This window comes from Sanguibacter sp. TS_SC_8 (assembly GCF_055361235.1).
In genome coordinates this window covers 2,927,476-2,943,366 of sequence record NZ_CM143955.1, presented here as the reverse complement: position 1 = coordinate 2,943,366, position 15,891 = coordinate 2,927,476, and the positions used below count along the sequence as shown (strand labels likewise).

The 15,891-nt window shown below is 72.0% G+C and carries 11 protein-coding genes; 7 read left to right on the top strand and 4 right to left on the bottom strand.

All coding sequences use genetic code 11. The annotated features are described in order from the left end of the window. Positions 1-81 precede the first annotated feature (81 nt). Together ACWA15_RS13390 and glgX are read right to left on the bottom strand one after the other, a co-directional pair. Entirely contained in the window at positions 82-1,182 is a 1,101-nt protein-coding gene (locus ACWA15_RS13390; RefSeq protein ID WP_464055833.1) for a hypothetical protein, read from the bottom strand. Next, positions 1,179-3,446 (bottom strand): glycogen debranching protein GlgX, encoded by a 2,268-nt coding sequence (gene glgX, locus ACWA15_RS13385; protein WP_464055832.1) that lies wholly within the window; start codon positions 3,444-3,446, stop codon positions 1,179-1,181. The genes ACWA15_RS13390 and glgX overlap by 4 nt, the downstream gene beginning before the upstream one ends. Positions 3,447-3,565: 119 nt before the next feature. Between glgX and ACWA15_RS13380 the strand changes: the two genes are divergently transcribed. From ACWA15_RS13380 to ACWA15_RS13360, 5 genes are all read left to right on the top strand, one after another. Continuing rightward, positions 3,566-4,381, top strand: coding sequence for an electron transfer flavoprotein subunit beta/FixA family protein (locus tag ACWA15_RS13380; protein ID WP_464055831.1), 816 nt, complete (start codon positions 3,566-3,568; stop codon positions 4,379-4,381). 18 nt (positions 4,382-4,399) lie between these two features. Beyond that, on the top strand, positions 4,400-5,431 hold the full coding sequence (locus tag ACWA15_RS13375) for an electron transfer flavoprotein subunit alpha/FixB family protein (protein WP_464055830.1): 1,032 nt from the start codon (positions 4,400-4,402) through the stop codon (positions 5,429-5,431). A 135-nt stretch (positions 5,432-5,566) separates the two neighbouring features. After that, positions 5,567-6,817 (top strand): cysteine desulfurase family protein, encoded by a 1,251-nt coding sequence (locus ACWA15_RS13370; RefSeq protein WP_464059511.1) that lies wholly within the window; start codon positions 5,567-5,569, stop codon positions 6,815-6,817. After that, complete coding sequence (mnmA, locus tag ACWA15_RS13365) at positions 6,817-7,989, top strand: tRNA 2-thiouridine(34) synthase MnmA (protein WP_464055828.1); 1,173 nt, start codon at positions 6,817-6,819, stop codon at positions 7,987-7,989. The genes ACWA15_RS13370 and mnmA overlap by 1 nt, the downstream gene beginning before the upstream one ends. Further along, on the top strand, positions 7,986-9,032 hold the full coding sequence (locus ACWA15_RS13360; protein ID WP_464055827.1) for a uroporphyrinogen decarboxylase/cobalamine-independent methonine synthase family protein: 1,047 nt from the start codon (positions 7,986-7,988) through the stop codon (positions 9,030-9,032). The genes mnmA and ACWA15_RS13360 overlap by 4 nt, the downstream gene beginning before the upstream one ends. A gap of 383 nt (positions 9,033-9,415) precedes the next feature. Here ACWA15_RS13360 and ACWA15_RS13355 read toward each other — a convergent pair whose 3' ends face one another. Further along, positions 9,416-9,823: a hypothetical protein gene (locus ACWA15_RS13355; protein WP_464055826.1), complete on the bottom strand. Its 408-nt coding sequence runs from the start codon at positions 9,821-9,823 to the stop codon at positions 9,416-9,418. A 66-nt stretch (positions 9,824-9,889) separates the two neighbouring features. On the opposite strand from ACWA15_RS13355, the gene ACWA15_RS13350 reads away from it, so the two are divergent. After that, complete coding sequence (locus ACWA15_RS13350) at positions 9,890-11,212, top strand: MFS transporter (RefSeq protein ID WP_464055824.1); 1,323 nt, start codon at positions 9,890-9,892, stop codon at positions 11,210-11,212. A gap of 34 nt (positions 11,213-11,246) precedes the next feature. Here ACWA15_RS13350 and ACWA15_RS13345 read toward each other — a convergent pair whose 3' ends face one another. Further along, entirely contained in the window at positions 11,247-13,349 is a 2,103-nt protein-coding gene (locus ACWA15_RS13345; protein ID WP_464055823.1) for a prolyl oligopeptidase family serine peptidase, read from the bottom strand. Positions 13,350-13,435: 86 nt separating this feature from the next. On the opposite strand from ACWA15_RS13345, the gene ligA reads away from it, so the two are divergent. Next, positions 13,436-15,754: an NAD-dependent DNA ligase LigA gene (gene ligA, locus ACWA15_RS13340; RefSeq protein ID WP_464055821.1), complete on the top strand. Its 2,319-nt coding sequence runs from the start codon at positions 13,436-13,438 to the stop codon at positions 15,752-15,754. Positions 15,755-15,891 lie beyond the last annotated feature (137 nt).

The window sequence follows — 15,891 nt, the reverse complement described above, 5'->3', positions numbered from 1 at the left end:
CGTCACCGTTGACGGGACCGCTTCGCAGGAAGGCCCCCACCGCACGCGGTGGGGGCCTTCCTGCGTTCGGGGGGCGCCAGGTCAGCCCAGCAGCTCCCGGTACCGCACCCGGGCCGCCACCACGGTGCGCAGCTGGCGTTCGATGCCCTCGCTGAACTCCGTGCGGTACGCCGAGTCGGTCTGGATCGAGATGGCGAAGTACAGGCCGGTGAAGGTCGCGATCGCGACCGAGACCCGCAGCAGGGACTGGTTGACGACCAGCTCGGTGCCCTGGAGGGTGATCGGCAGCGACCACCCGCCGCCCACCGCCCACACCTCCTGCACCTCGGGGGTCACGGTGAGGGTGCCGATGCCGACGAAGAAGGCGAAGACCCCGGCGCACACGACCACCACCTGCAGCAGCTGGCTGGCCCCGACCATGATCATGACGTTGATCCGCTGACCTCGCCCGAGCGGCGCCAGCCCCTGGGCCCCGGGAACGTCGGCGGAGGCCTGGGAGAGCGCCGACCCGGCCTCGGAGGGCAGCCGCAGGCCCACCAGGACGAGGATGAGCGCGGCGAAGAGCACGCCGAGGACGAAGGACGACACGGTGGGTATCCGGTCGAAGACCTGCCACACCTCGGCGTTGTAGAACAGCACGAGAGAGAAGATGAGCAGCGGCGGCAGCAGCCGCACGAGCCGCAGCAACGACGCGCCGAGCTCGTCCACGCCGCGCGCCATGCCCCACCACAGGGTGGAGAGCAGCCCGTACTGGACGGTGAACCACGTGAGGGCGAGGATCGCGACGTTCATGGTCGCCGTCGCGAGGGCAGCGGCCCACTGCCCGCCGAAGAGCAGGGGCAGCAGGGCAGGTGCGAGCACGAAGAACGTCAGCTCCGGACCGGCGATCTCCTGGGGCAGGGTGGACCACGCCCGCCCGCGCACGCGGTTGAGCGCGATGTACCCACCGGTGGTCACCGCGACCGCGGCGACCACCGCGCCGATGTTCGCCGTCGCCGTCCATGACTGGTTGACCGCCCCCGAGAGCTGCGCGAGCAGGACCAGGAGCAGGAACGGGGCGGCCCGGCCGAAGACGTCCCGGCGCAGGGTGTGCCCCTGCACGAGCATCGGCAGGCCGTTGCGGCGGAAGACACGCTCGCAGTCGGCGACAGCTTCGGCCTCGGTCCGGCCCGGGGCCGTCACAGGTCGTCGTCGTCGTAGGCGAGGTAGACCTGGATGGTCAGCGGCTCGAGCTGAACCTCCACCCCGGCCGCGAGGCTCGTCCCGTGCCCGTCCGGCCCGATCTCGCGCTCGGCGGGGTTCTCCCACGAGCTGTCCCAGGCGAGCGTCCAGCTCCGGCTGCTGTTCCCGCGCCCGGCGAGCACGACGTCGACCGGGTCGAGGGTGCCGTTGAGGATGACCAGCACGTGGGAGTCGTCGATCTCGTCGGTCGTGCGCCCGGCGCGTTCCCGGCGCAGCATCTGCACGATCCGCGTGCCGGAGTCGTGCCACTGGGTGTGCGAGACCGGCTGCCCGGCGTAGTCGTACCAGGCCAGGTCCGGCTGGGTGGGCTGGTCGTGCGGCTGGGGGTGGCCGAGGAAGAACTCGTCGACCCGCAGCGCGAGGTGGTCGCGGCGCAGCGCCAGCAGGAACCGCGTGGTGGCGAGCAGGTTCTCCCGCCACGGCGAGAGGTTCCAGCTGACCCACGACATGGCGTTGTCCTGGCAGTAGGCGTTGTTGTTGCCGCGCTGGGTCCGCCCCATCTCGTCCCCGGCGGTGATCATCGGCGTGCCCGCCGACAGCAGCAGCATGCCCATGAGGTTGCGGATCGACCGCCGGCGCAGCGGGGCGATCTCCATCGCCGGTGAGTCCGCCGGTACCGGGCCTTCGACGCCGTGGTTCCACGACCGGTTGTCGTTGCTGCCGTCCTGGCCGTTCTCGCCGTTGGCCTGGTTGTGCTTGTGCTCGTAGGCCACGAGGTCGGCCAGGGTGAAGCCGTCGTGAGCGGTGACGTAGTTGACCGAGGCGATGGGCCCGCGGACCAGCGGCGGGTCGCTGTGGCCGAAGAGGTCGGCCGACCCGGCGAGCCGGGTCGCGAGCTCGCGGACGCCATGACCGGGCAGCCCGTGCGCGGCCGCTGCCGGGTCGGTCAGCCAGAACGAGCGGATGGCGTTGCGGAACCGGTCGTTCCACTCGGCCATCGGCGCCGGGAAGTGCCCGGTCTGCCAGCCGCCCATCCCCACGTCCCACGGCTCGGCGATGAGCTTGAGCTGGTTGATCACCGGGTCGGTCTGCAGAGCGACGAGGAAGGGGTGGTTCGTCGTGAAGCCGGCGCCGTCGCGGCCCAGCGTCACCGCGAGGTCGAAGCGGAAGCCGTCCACCCCGACCTCCTGCGCCCAGTACCGCAGGGAGTCCAGCGCGAGCTGGACCACCCGCGGGCGGCGGAAGTCGAGGGAGTTCCCGCACCCGGTGACGTCGACCAGCCGCGCCGGTGCGCCGCCGTCGTGCAGGTAGTAGGCGGAGTTGTCCAGGCCGCGCCAGCTGACCTGCTGCCCGGGCTCCCCGCCCTCGCAGGTGTGGTTGTAGACGACGTCGAGGACGACCTCCAGGCCCGCCTCGTGGAGCAGGTGGACCATGCCCTTGACCTCGTCGAGCACCGCGCCGGGGCCTGCCGCCTGCGCGGCCGCCGTCGCGTACGGGGCGTGCGGGGCGAAGAAGCCCAGGGTGTTGTAGCCCCAGTAGTTGCTCAGGCCCTTGGTGATCAGGTGCGGCTCGGAGACGAAGGCGTGGATCGGGAGCAGCTCGATCGTGGTCACGCCGAGGTCGAGCAGGTGCGCGATCGTGGCCGGGTGGGCCAGGCCGGCGTACGTCCCGCGCAGGTCCTCCGGGACGGCCGTGAGGTTCTGGGTCAGGCCGCGCACGTGCGCCTCGTAGATGACGGTGTCCCGCCAGGCCACGTTCGGGCGGTGCACCGGGGGGTGGTGGTGGCGCGGACCGACGACGACGGAGAGCGGCACGTGGCCGAGGGAGTCGCGGTCGTCGGGCGCGCCGTAGGGGTCACCGGTGATCGCGGCGGTCTCCGGGTCGAGCGTGGCGACGTGACCGTAGCTGACCGGTCCGTAGTCGAGCTCGCCGACCAGCCCGCGTGCGTAGGGGTCGACGAGCAGCTTGGCCGGGTTGTGCCGCAGCCCGGCGTGGGGGTCCCAGGGGCCGTGAGCGCGGAACCCGTACCGCTGCCCCTCGTGCACGCCGGGGACGTACCCGTGCCAGACGCCGTAGCTCTGCTCGACGAGAGGGATGCGGCGCTCGGTGAAGCGTTGGGGGGTGCCCGGGACCGGGTCGACGAGGCACAGGTCGACACCTGTGGCGTGCGAGGCCAGGACGGAGACCCGGACCCCGCCGCCGTGCAGGTGGACACCGAACGGGGGGACTGGTCCGTGGACGGAAGCAGTGGTCGTGTCCTTCATACCGGCTATTCTGACGCGCCGGTCGCCAAACCTTTGCACGCCTGGACCGGATGCCGTTCGCGTGAGCGCGCGTTGTAGGCTGCACACCACCTGTCGCGATGGAAAGAGAGCCGCCTGCCATGAGGATCGTCGTCCCCGTGAAGCACGTCCCTGATATCCACTCCGATCGGCAGTTCACCGATGCGGGACGGGTGGCCCGAGGATCCGACGACGGCACGCTCAACGAGCTCGACGAGAACGCCATCGAGGCAGCGCTGCAGCTCCTCGAGGCGCTCGACGAGGCCGACCGGGCCACGAGCGAGGTCGTGGTGATCACCGTGGGACCGGCCGAAGCCGACGCGGCGCTGCGCAAGGCGTATCAGCTCGGGGTGGACCGCGCCGTCCGCCTGACCGACGACGCGCTCGCCGGGTCGGACGTCTTCGGGACCGCGACGGCCATCGCCGCGATCATCCGCCGGCTCGAGGCCGACAGCACCGACGGCACTGTCGACCTCGTCATCACCGGGATGGCGGCCCTCGACGGGCTCGCCTCGGTCATCCCCGCGCTGGTCTCGGCCGAGCTCGGCCTGCCGCAGCTGACCCTGGCCACCAAGCTGACCCTCGAGCACGGCCAGGTCGAGATCGTCCGTGACCTCGACGGCGTCACCGAGGTGCTCACCGCGCCGGCACCCGCGGTGGTCTCGGTGACCGACCACGTCAACACCCCGCGGTACCCGAACTTCAAGCTCATCATGGCGGCACGGACCAAGGAGATCACCGTCTGGGGCCTCTCCGACGTGGGCCTCGACGCCGCCTCGGTGGGCGACGCCGGAGCGCGCACCCGAGTGGTCTCGAGCGCCCCGCGCCCGCCGCGCCCTGCCGTGCAGCTGGTGACCGACAAGGGCGAGGGCGGGCTGGCGCTCGCCGACTTCCTCATCCGCAACGACCTCGTCTGACTCGCGAACGGACTGATCATGGCTGACACCGACCTCACCCCTGCAGGACGCACCGTCCTCGTCGTCCTCGACCACCCCGACCGTGGCCTGCGCTCACCGGCCCGCGAGCTCCTGACGATCGCGCGCGATCTCGGCGAGGTCACGGCCGTCGCGCTGGCCGAACCGTCCCAGGACACCCTCGACGAGGTCGGCGTCTACGGCGTCGGGCACCTTCTGGTGGCCGATGTCGTCGATGACGGCGCCACCGGCGCCGCCCACCTCACCCATCTTGCTCACCTCACTCCGGTCGCCGCCGAGGCGCTCGTCGCGGCCGTGACCGCGACCGGGGCAGACCTCGTGCTGCTGTCCTCGTCTTTCGTCAACCGTGAGATCGGCGCCCGCCTCGCCCACAGCCTCGGCGCCGGGATCGTCTTCGATGCCTCCTCGGTCACCGTCGACTCCCGCGGGGTGATCGGCGACAAGCGCGTCTTCGCCGGGTCCTGGGACGTCTCCTGCGCGGTGACCACACCGGTGGCCGTCGTCACCGTCCGCGCGAACGCCGTCGTGGCCGCCCCGGCCCCTTCGCCGACTCTCACGCGGGTCGACCGCATGGAGGTGCTTCCGAGCGCCGCCGCGACCGCCGCGGTCCTCGTCTCCCGCACCGAGCACCCCCCGCCCGAGGGAGGCGCGGGGCGCCCCGCGCTCGCCGAGGCGGCCTACGTCGTGGCCGGTGGGCGGGGGACCCTCGGGGACTTCACCCCGGTCGAGGAGCTGGCCGACGCCCTGGGCGCTGCGGTCGGCGCGACCCGCGACGCCGTCGACGAGGGCTGGGTGACCCACGACGCGCAGATCGGTCAGACCGGTGTGACGATCGCCCCCCGGGTGTACATCGGGGCGGGCATCTCCGGCGCCCCGCACCACCGCGGTGGCATGCAGGCCTCCGGCGTGATCATCGCGGTCAACAACGACCCGGACTCCCCGATCTTCGAGATCGCAGACTTCGGCGTCGTCGGGGATCTCGCCGACGTCCTCCCGCAGGCGGCGCAGGCGATCCGCGCGCACAGGGGCTGACCGCGCCCCGAGACAGGCCCCGCGACGTGCCCCGCGACGTGCCGGGCACCGTCCGGGGCGCTGCGGGCGGCTCGTAGACTGGTGCCCGTGACCCCATCTCCTACCGCCTATCTCGACCACGCGGCGACAACACCCATGTCGCCGGCCGCGATCGAGGCCTTCACCGACCAGCTCGCGGTGGCCGGCAACCCGTCCTCGCTGCACGCCGCCGGACGCGCGGCGCGGCGCGTGGTCGAGGAGTCCCGCGAGCAGGTGGCCGCCGCGCTCGGCGCCCGCCCCAGCGAGGTCATCTTCACCGGCGGCGGTACGGAAGCCGACAACCTCGCCATCAAGGGCCTGTTCTGGTGCCGTCGGGTGGCCAACCCCGAGCGCCGGCGGATCCTCGTCTCCGCCGTCGAGCACCACGCTGTCCTCGACCCGGCCTTCTGGATGACCGAGCACGCCGGCGCCGAGATCGTCCTGCTCGCGGTGGACTCCCGTGGAGTGCTCGACGTCGCGGCGCTGCGCGCCGAGCTCGCCGAGCACGGCCCTGAGATCGCCCTCATCTCCGTCATGTGGGCCAACAACGAGATCGGCGCGATCCAGCCGATCGCCGACGTCGTCGCCGCGGCCCGGCCCTACGGCGTGCCGGTGCACTCCGACGCCGTGCAGGCCGCCGGGCAGATCCCCGTCGACTTCACCGCGAGCGGCCTGGACGCGCTGACCCTCACCGCCCACAAGCTCGGCGGCCCGGTGGGCGTCGGCGCCCTGCTGGCCCGCCGCGACCTCGGCCTCACGCCCGTGCTGCACGGGGGCGGGCAGGAGCGCGGGGTCCGGTCCGGGACCCTCGACGCCGCCGGGATCCGGTCCTTCGCCGTCGCGCTGACCGAGGCGGTGCACGCCATGGAGGCCACGACCGCGCGCGTGGTGGCGCTGCGGGACCGGCTCATCGCGGGCGTCCGGGAGCTGATCCCCACCGCCACGCTGCGCGGCCCGGACCCGGCCACGGACACCGACCCGGCCGGCGCCGGGCTCCGCCTGCCCGGCAACGCCCACTTCACCTTCGCCGGCTGCGAGGGCGACTCCCTGCTGTACCTGCTCGACGCCGCCGGTGTGCAGTCCTCGACCGGGTCCGCCTGCCAGGCGGGGGTTCCCCAGCCCTCCCACGTGCTGCTCGCGACGGGGGTGGGGGAACGGGACGCGCGCGGCGCTCTGCGCTTCTCCCTCGGCTCCACCTCGACCGACGCCGACGTCGACCTGCTGCTCAGCGTCCTGCCCGGCGTCGTCGCCCGGGCCACCTCCGCAGGCCTGGCCTCGGCGGGGATCGGCACGAACCGCAGCCGTGACACGCGGGCGCAGGGCTCTGACGGCACACAGGAGACACACGGCACGCAGGAGGTGCGCTGATGCGGGTTCTCGCCGCGATGTCCGGCGGAGTCGACTCCGCGGTGGCCGCCGCACGCGCGGTCGACGCCGGCCACGAGGTGGTCGGTGTGCACATGGCTCTCTCGCGCAACCGCAACCAGTTCCGCACCGGGTCGCGGGGCTGCTGCTCGATCGAGGACGCCGGCGACGCCCGCCGCGCCGCCGACATCCTCGGCATCCCGTACTACGTGTGGGACCTGTCGGAGAAGTTCGAAGACACCGTCGTGGCCGACTTCCTCTCCGAGTACGCCGCCGGGCGCACGCCCAACCCGTGCGTGCGGTGCAACGAGCACATCAAGTTCGAGGCCCTGCTGGACAAGGCGACCGCCCTCGGCTTCGACGCCGTCGCGACCGGCCACTACGCCCAGGTGATCACCCGCACCGGGGCCGACGGCGCCGACGTCCGCGAGCTGCACCGCTCGCCCAACACCGCCAAGGACCAGTCCTACGTGCTGGCCGTCATGGGCCCGGAGCGCCTCGCGCGCGCCATGTTCCCGCTCGGGGCATACGAGACCAAGGACGAGGTGCGCGCCGAGGCCGCCGCCCGCGGGCTGAGCGTGTCGAACAAGCCGGACTCCTACGACATCTGCTTCGTGGCCGACGGCGACACCCAGGGCTTCCTGCGCGACCACCTCGGCTCCAAGCCGGGGGACATCGTCGACACCGACGGCGCCATCATCGGCGCGCACGACGGCGCGTACTCCTACACCGTCGGCCAGCGCAAGGGCCTCTCGATCGGGCGCCCGGCGGCCGACGGCAAACCGCGCTACGTCCTGGACGTCCAGCCGGTGTCCAACCGGATCGTCGTCGGCCCGGCCGAGATGCTCACGGTCGACCGGATCGCCGGTGACCAGAGCGTGTGGCTCGCGGACGACGTGCTCGCCGCGGCGGGACTCGACGAGCACGGGTCGGACTTCTTCGACGCCGAGGTCCAGGTGCGCGCGCACGGCGAGCCGGTGCCCGCCCGGGTCCGCGCCGTCGCCGACGCCACCGGACCTGCGGGCCGGATGGAGGTCGAGCTCACCGGGGAGACCCTGCGCGGCGTCGCCGCCGGGCAGTCCCTCGTGGCCTACCTCGGGACCCGGGTGCTGGGGCAGTCGACCGTGGTGAGCTCGGGGTGGAGCGCGGCGTCCCCAGTCGCGCAGTCCGCGTGACCGGGGCCACCGGGCCCGGCGTCTGGCCGGGCGTCGACTCCCTCGAGGCCTACCTGACGATCTTCGGTGACCTCGCCGAGACCGGTGAGGGCGTCACCGGCCTGCCCTTCCTCGCCCAGCTGCCCGCCCGCGGCGCCGGTGCGCTGCCCGTGGCCCGCACGGCGGCGCTGCTCGCAGACATGCCGGTCGAGCTCGGGACGCACGGCTGGAAGCTCAGCGACCACCCGGGGATGGACCTTGAGCGCGCCCAGTCCTTCCTCCGTGAGGACCTCGACGCCCTGGCCGTCGCCGGGCACGGCTACTCCGGCCCGATCACCGTCCAGGTCGTGGGCCCGTGGACGCTCGCGGCCACCCTCTACCTCGCGCGCGGTGACCGGGTGCTCGCCGACCGGGGAGCCGTCGCCGAGCTCGCCGGCTCGTTGGCCCTCGGGGTGGGCGAGCACGTCGCGGCCGTCCGCGCCCAGGTGCCCGGCGCCCAGGTGACCGTCCAGGTGGACGAGTCCCTGCTCGGACAGGTCGCGGCCGGTGTCATCCCCACCTTCTCCGGCTACTCCCGGCTGCGCGCCGTCCGCGGCCCCGACCTCCTCGACGCCCTGCGTCCCGTGCTCGACGCCGCCCGCGACGCCCAGGCCCGCAGCGTGGTCCACGTCGGTGCCGCCTGGGTCGGCATCGCCCCGGTCGTCCTCGCCGGGGCCGACGCCGTCGGGGTTGAGCTCGGCGCCGTCACCGACGGTCCCGCGTGGAACGAGCGCGGCTGGGAGCTTGTCGCCCGCGCCGTCGAACGTGGCACCCAGCTGTGGGCGGGCCTGCCGCCGGCGACCGTCTCGCAGTGCGCCGGGACGGACGTGCGCGGCCTCGCCGACCTGGTCAGCGTCCCGTGGCGACGGATGGGCCTGCCGCTGGCCGGCCTCGCCGACGTCGTGCTCACCTCAGCCGGGTCCGCGGCGACCCTTGCTGCCTCCAGCACGCCCGACGCCGCACGCGGTGCCCTGGGCTCGGTCGTCCGCGCGGCTGCGATCCTCGCGGAGCGGGCGGCGGACTGACCTGAGCCGACGGGTCTTCACGACGCGGCCCGCTGGGGTTCGGCAACCTTGACCTTGTCGGGGTTCTCCTACCGTATCGATATGCCTGAAACGGATGGATCGACCGCGATGTTCTCCCGGAGACGGGTCCTTCTCGCGCTCTCCGCTGTACTCACTGCTCTGGGCATCCTGCTGCTCACTCCCATCGGACCGGTTGGCCCGTATGACTCGTACCTGCTGTTCATGGTGGCCCTGCTCCTGTTCGTGGTGGGGCTCCTGAGCAGATCTGCCCCACGGGCAACGGACCCCCGCGTCTCGGGTGTGCGCGGGGCCTGACTCGTCTCCCTACCGGATCCGGCATCCAGGCGGCTGGGCTTGACGTCCGCCGACGGCGAGGGACGCCGCTACGGTCCGAGCACCGCGTAGGTGATGATCGGTGCGGCCACGGCCGCGCCGATCGTGAGCATCCGGACGACCTGGGCGACCGGCTTCATCTCGAGGTTGCGGACCAGGTCGATGACGTTGGCCACCAGGACCGTCAGGCTCGCGATGGGCAACAGGAAGAGGTACACGACGCTGACTGTCCCAAGCCCTGCCAGCACGTGGTCGACCGGTTCGCCCCACACGTCCAGGCGGCTGCCCGCAGCAGCGCGCTCGACGGCGATCACGAGCGAGAACCCGATCACCGTGATCAGCCACGTCAAGGAGACGACGCCTACCCATCGCGCACCGTTGGTCTGCGCTGACCGCAGCGAAGTGCGCTGAGTTGCGACGTCGGCGGTGGTCTCGCCCAGCTCAGGTGACGTATCCATGCCGATTCCTCGCAGCTGACTTGATCCTGCCGATCGACCGGGTGGCCCAGGGATAGGATCCCTCAAGTGCCCAGACTCCTCGCCGACACCACGCCGCTGCGTGTGTCCCCGGCCTTCCGCCGGCTGTGGTGGGGCCTGGGGATCTCCAACCTCGGCGCCCAGCTGACCGTCGTCGCGGTCGGCCTGCAGGTCTACTCCCTTACGTCCTCGACGCTGGCCGTCGGGGTGCTCGGCATCTGCGCGCTCGTCCCGCTCGTGCTCCTGGGGCTGTACGGCGGTGCGCTCGTGGACGCCTACGACCGCCGCAAGGTCGCCCTCATCGCGTCGTCGGTGCTGTGGCTCGTGACGATGGCGCTGGCCGCCCAGGCGTGGCTCGGCGCCGACTCGGTCAACCTGCTCTATGCCCTCGTCGCGCTGCAGTCGGCCGCCTTCGCGGTGAACAACCCGGCGCGCTCGGCGATCATCCCGCGCCTGCTCGACCCCAGGCTGCTGCCCGCCGCCAACACGCTCATGACCATGACGTGGAACGTCGCACTGACGATCGGTCCGCTCGCCGCCGCGCTCATCGTCAGCCGGTGGGGCTACGGCATCGTCTACACGGTCGACGTGCTCTGCTTCACGGCCGCGCTGTGGGCCCTCGTCCAGCTGCCCGGCATGCCTCCGGAGCCTTCGCACGCCGGGGAACCGGGGGACGATGGCGTCGGCGCGACCGCGGGCGCCCCCAAGCGTGTCGGTCTCTCCTCCGTCCTGGAGGGTCTGCGCTACCTCGCCACCCGGCCCAACGTGCGCATGACCTTCCTCGTCGACCTCGCCGCGATGGTCTTCGCCATGCCGCGGGTGCTCTTCCCGGCGATCGGCGTCGTCATCATCGGTGGTGGGGCGACGACGACGGGCGCGCTCACCGCTGCCCTCGCCGTCGGCGGGCTGCTCGCCGGGCTGTTCTCGGGCGGCCTGACCCGGGTCAACCGCCAGGGCGTGGTCATCATGTGGGCGATCATCGCGTGGGGCCTGTCGGTCGCAGGGTTCGGCGTGGTGCTCGTGCTCGCCGGGCGCTCCCGCCCCGACGAGGTCCTCGTCGTCGCGCTCGTCGGGGCGCTCATCATGCTCGTGGCGTGCGGGGCCTCCGACGCGATCAGCTCGGTGTTCCGCCAGACGATCCTGCAGTCTGCGACCCCTGACGACATGCGAGGGCGCCTCCAGGGCGTCTTCATCGTCGTCGTCGCGGGCGGACCGCGCCTGGGCGACCTCGTCCTCGGTGCGCAGTCGTCCTGGTGGGGCGAGGGCTGGGCGGCCATCGCCGGCGGCCTGACCTGCGTCGTCGTGCTCCTGGTCCTGCTGCGCTGGCAGCCGCGGCTGCTCTCCTACGACGCACGCCACCCCGAGCCGTAGCCCGGGGTGGCGTGGATCCTGCGCTGACGACGTCTCAGGCGAGCCGCTCCCACAGGAAGCGGTAGGCGAGGGCCTGCATGTGGGCGGCCTGGGAGTTGTTGGCCGCGCCGCCGTGACCACCTTCGATGTTCTCGTAGTACGTCACGTCCTTGCCCGCCGCGAGCATCGCCGCGGCGAGCTTGCGGGCGTGCCCGGGGTGCACCCGGTCGTCCTTGGTCGACGTCGTGAACAGCACCGGCGGGTACTCGCGGCCGGAGTCGAAAAGGTGGTACGGGGAGAACGTGCGGATGTACTCCCACTGCTCGGGCACGTCGGGGTCGCCGTACTCGGCCATCCAGGACGCCCCGGCCAGCAGGTGGGAGTACCGCTTCATGTCCAGCAGCGGCACCTGGATGACGACAGCCCCGAAGAGCTCGGGGTACTGGGTGAGCATGTTGCCGGTGAGCAGCCCGCCGTTCGATCCGCCCTGCACGCCCAGGTGCGCGGGGGAGGTGATCCCGCGCCCCACAAGGTCCTTCGCGACCGAGGAGAAGTCCTCGTAGGCGCGGTGCCGGTTCTCCTTGAGCGCCAGCTGGTGCCAGCGCGGCCCGTACTCACCGCCGCCGCGGATGTTCGCGACGACATACACCCCGCCGCGGGCCAGCCACGCCCGCCCCAGTCCGCCGGAGTATCCGGGGGTGAGGGAGATCTCGAAGCCGCCGTAGCCGTAGAGCAGAGTCGGGGCGGTCCCGTCGAGGGCGAGGTCCGCCCGACGCACGACGAAGTACGGGACGCGCGTCCCGTCGTCGGACGTGGCGAAGTGCTGGTCGATGGTCAGGCCGTCGGCGTCGAAGAACGTCGGCATGGACTTCAGCAGCGCCGGGACCGCCGCCTCGTCACCGACCGTCGTGATCGACAGCGTCGTGGGGGTGAGGTAGTCGGTGGCCACGAGCCACACGTCGTCGCTGTCGTCGGAGTCGACGGCCGAGACCTCGACCGTGCCGATCTCCGGGGCTCCGGTGAAGGGGCTGCGCGGCCAGGTCCCGGTCCCACCGGTGGGTGGGGTGAGGACGTGCAACCGGTTCTTGACGTCGTCGAGCACGTTGATCACGAGGTGGCCGCGTGTCCAGGTGGCCCCGGCCAGGGAGGTCGTGGCGCCCGGGGCGAAGAGCACGGTGAGCTCACGCTCCCCAGCCAGGAACGCGTCGAAGTTCGCCGCGAGCAGGGAACCCGCGGTGTAGGTGGTCCCGCCCACGGTCCAGTCGTCGCGGAGCTCGACGAGCAGCCACTCGCGCTTGACGCCCACCTCGGCCGAGCGCGGCACGTCGATCTTCGTCAGCGCGTCGCCCGCGCCCAGGACAAAGAGCTCGGAGGAGTAGAAGGCCAGCGACCGGGCGACGAAGTCGCGGACGAACCCAGGGGTGTGGCTGCGGAAGGCCGAGATGTACATGTCGTCGGCCTCGCCCTCAAAGAGGGGGGTGGCGGAGGCGAGCGGGGTGCCGCGGGTCCACCGCTTGACGATGCGGGGATAGCCCGAGGGAGTGAGCGAGCCCTCGCCGAAGTCGGTGAAGACGTAGACGGTGTCGTCGTCGATCCAGGCCAGGTCGCCCTTGGCCTCGGGGCGGAAGAAGCCGCCGTCGCCCGGGGCCACGAAGGCCTTGGTGACGAGGTCGAACTCGCGGGTGACGTCGGCGTCGGAGCCGCCGGGGGACAGGCTGACCAGGGCCTTGCGATAGTCCGGGCGCAGCACCTGCGCGCCGTGCCAGACCCAGCTCGTATCCTCGGCCGCGCCGAGAGCGTCGACGTCGAGGACCGTCTCCCACTCCGGGTCGGAGGTCCGGTAGGACTCGAGCGTGGTGCGCCGCCACAGGCCCTGGGGGTGGTCCGCGTCCTTCCAGAAGTTGTAGAAGAGGTCGCCGACCTTGCTCACGCCGGGGATCTTCGCGTCGGAGTCGAGGACCGCGCGGATCTGTGCCTCGGTGGTCGCGAACTCGTCGGTCGCCTCCAGGGTTGCCGCGGTCGCGGCGTTGCGCTCGCGGACCCAGGCCAGCGGCTCGTCTCCTTCGACCTCCTCGAGCCAGAGGAACGGGTCGGTCGCGGTGGTGGTCGGGGTGGTGGTCGCGGGGGATCCTGACACGGCGGTGGCCTCAGAGTTCATGGGACAACTCTGACACGCGCCTGTCGCGGCGAGGGTTCCCCGCAGATGTCGGAGGTTCGCGCGATGATGGACCGGTGAGTGAACCCATGCCTGCCACGAGTGCGACCGACGTGAGCCCAGCCTCGAGCGAGGCGCACCGCGCCTGGGCCGAGCTGGCCGAGCAGATCGAGGCGCACCAGTTCGCCTACTACGTGCGCGACGCCCCCACCGTGTCCGACGCCGAGTACGACGCCCTGCTGCGGTCGCTCGACGCGCTCGAGACTGCCCACCCCGACCTGCGCACCCCAGACTCCCCGACCCAGCGCGTCGGCGGCAGCTTCTCGACCGACTTCGCCGCGGTCGACCACGTCGAGCAGATGCTCAGCCTCGACAACGCCTTCAATGCCGAGGACCTCGAGGCGTGGGCCGAACGGGTGCACCGCGAGATCGGCTCGACGCAGGTGCACTACCTGTGCGAGGTGAAGATCGACGGCCTGGCCATCGCGCTGCTCTACGAGAAGGGCCGGCTCGTGCGGGCGGCGACCCGCGGCGACGGGCGGACCGGGGAGGACGTGACGCTCAACGTCCGCACCATCGAGAGCGTGCCCAAGACCCTCGGCGGGGATCCCGCCACGCACCCGGACCTCATCGAGGTCCGCGGCGAGGTGTTCATGCTCACCGACCAGTTCGCCGCCCTCAACGAGGCTCAGGTGGCCGCCGGCAAGGCGCCGTTCGCCAACCCGCGCAACGCCGCGGCAGGGTCGCTGCGCCAGAAGAATCCGAAGATCACCGCGAGCCGCCCGCTGCGGATGTACGCCCACGGCATCGGCGCGCTGCACTGGGAGGCGGGCAGGCCGTCCACGCTGCAGCGGCAGTCTGACGCCTACGCCCTGCTGGAGTCCTGGGGGGTGCCGGTCTCCGCCCACAACAGGGTGGTCTCCGGGCTCGCCGGGGTGCAGGAGATGATCGACCACTACGGCGTGCACCGCCACGACATCGAGCACGAGCTCGACGGGATCGTCATCAAGGTCGACGAGCTGGCCCTGCAGCGCCAGCTCGGGGCGACCAGCCGCGCGCCGCGGTGGGCCATCGCGTACAAGTACCCGCCCGAAGAGGTCAACACCAAGCTCCTCGACATCCGGGTCAACGTCGGCCGGACCGGGCGGGTCACCCCCTACGGCGTCATGGAGCCGGTGCTGGTCGCCGGGTCCACGGTCGAGATGGCCACCCTGCACAACGGCAGCGAGGTCAAGCGCAAGGGCGTGCTCATCGGGGACACCGTCGTGCTGCGCAAGGCGGGGGACGTCATCCCCGAGATCGTCGGCCCGGTCACGGAGCTGCGCGACGGCACCGAGCGTGAGTTCGAGATGCCCACGCACTGCCCGTCCTGCGGCACGCTCCTGGCCCCGGCGAAGGACGGCGACGTCGACATCCGCTGCCCCAACCAGCGCTCCTGCCCGTCCCAGCTACGCGAACGGGTGGCGCACCTGTCCGGGCGGGGTGCCTTCGACATCGAGGCGATGGGCTGGGAGGCCGCGATCGCGCTCGTCGACCCCGAGCTCAACCGCCCCCCCGGCGCCGACGACGCCGGGATCGAGCGTCAGATCCCGGTCCTGGCCACCGAGGCCGGGTTCTTCGACCTCACCGTCGACGAGCTCGCCGACGTCAAGGTCTGGCGCCAGAAGAAGGTCAAGGGCGTCGTCACCGACGTCTGGGAACAGGTGCTCTTCTTCTGGACGAAGCCCACGGCGAAGACGCCGTCGAAGCCGACGGCGACGACGGTCACCTTCTTCACCGAGCGCGAGAAGGCGAAGTCGCAGCCACTGTGGCGGGTCCTCGTCGCACTCTCCATCCGCCACGTGGGCCCGACGGCGGCCCGTGCGCTGGCGACCCACCTCGGCTCGATGGACGCGATCATCGCCGCGACCGAGGAGGAGCTTGCTGCGACGGAAGGCGTCGGGCCCACCATCGCGGGCGCCGTGCGGGAGTGGTTCGGGGACCCGCTCGACGCGGAGAACTGGCACCGGGAGATCGTCGAGCGGTGGCGCGCGGCGGGCGTGCGCATGCACGACGAGCGGGACTCCTCGATCGAGCGGACGCTCGAAGGACTGACGATCGTGGTGACCGGCAGCCTCGAAGGCTTCAACCGGGACCAGGTCAAGGAGGCGATCATCGTGCGCGGGGGCAAGGCGTCGGGGTCGGTGTCGAAGAAGACCGACTTCGTCGTGGTCGGGGAGAACGCCGGCTCCAAGGAAGCCAAGGCGCGCGAGCTGGGCCTGACCATCCTCGACGAGGCGGGGTTCGTGCGCCTGCTCGCCGAGGGGGCGCCGGCCGCGCCGGAGCTGGCGGAGTCGGACCTCGTGGAGGCGGCTCTGGTGGAGGACGAACTGGTGGAGAACGAGCCCACGCCGGCGACGGCCGACTGACGGCCAGCCACCTGCGACGCTGGATGTGGTCGCAGTCACGTCGCTCGGGTTTGACGGTCTCGGTCCGGTGGCCGTACTGTTCTGGAAGTCAGCCCGACTGGGAGGCACAGACACCACTGCGAAGCTCGTGAGAGCCG

Bases quoted from the DNA above. Each gene is read 5' to 3' on its own strand.
- mnmA (WP_464055828.1), top strand. From the start codon at position 6,817: ATGCGGGTTCTCGCCGCGATGTCCGGCGGAGTCGACTCCGCGGTGGCC.
- ACWA15_RS13380 (WP_464055831.1), top strand. From the start codon at position 3,566: ATGAGGATCGTCGTCCCCGTGAAGCACGTCCCTGATATCCACTCCGAT.
- ACWA15_RS13345 (WP_464055823.1), bottom strand. From the start codon at position 13,349: ATGAACTCTGAGGCCACCGCCGTGTCAGGATCCCCCGCGACCACCACC.
- ACWA15_RS13375 (WP_464055830.1), top strand. From the start codon at position 4,400: ATGGCTGACACCGACCTCACCCCTGCAGGACGCACCGTCCTCGTCGTC.
- glgX (WP_464055832.1), bottom strand. From the start codon at position 3,446: ATGAAGGACACGACCACTGCTTCCGTCCACGGACCAGTCCCCCCGTTC.
- ACWA15_RS13355 (WP_464055826.1), bottom strand. From the start codon at position 9,823: ATGGATACGTCACCTGAGCTGGGCGAGACCACCGCCGACGTCGCAACT.
- ACWA15_RS13370 (WP_464059511.1), top strand. From the start codon at position 5,567: ATGTCGCCGGCCGCGATCGAGGCCTTCACCGACCAGCTCGCGGTGGCC.
- ligA (WP_464055821.1), top strand. From the start codon at position 13,436: ATGCCTGCCACGAGTGCGACCGACGTGAGCCCAGCCTCGAGCGAGGCG.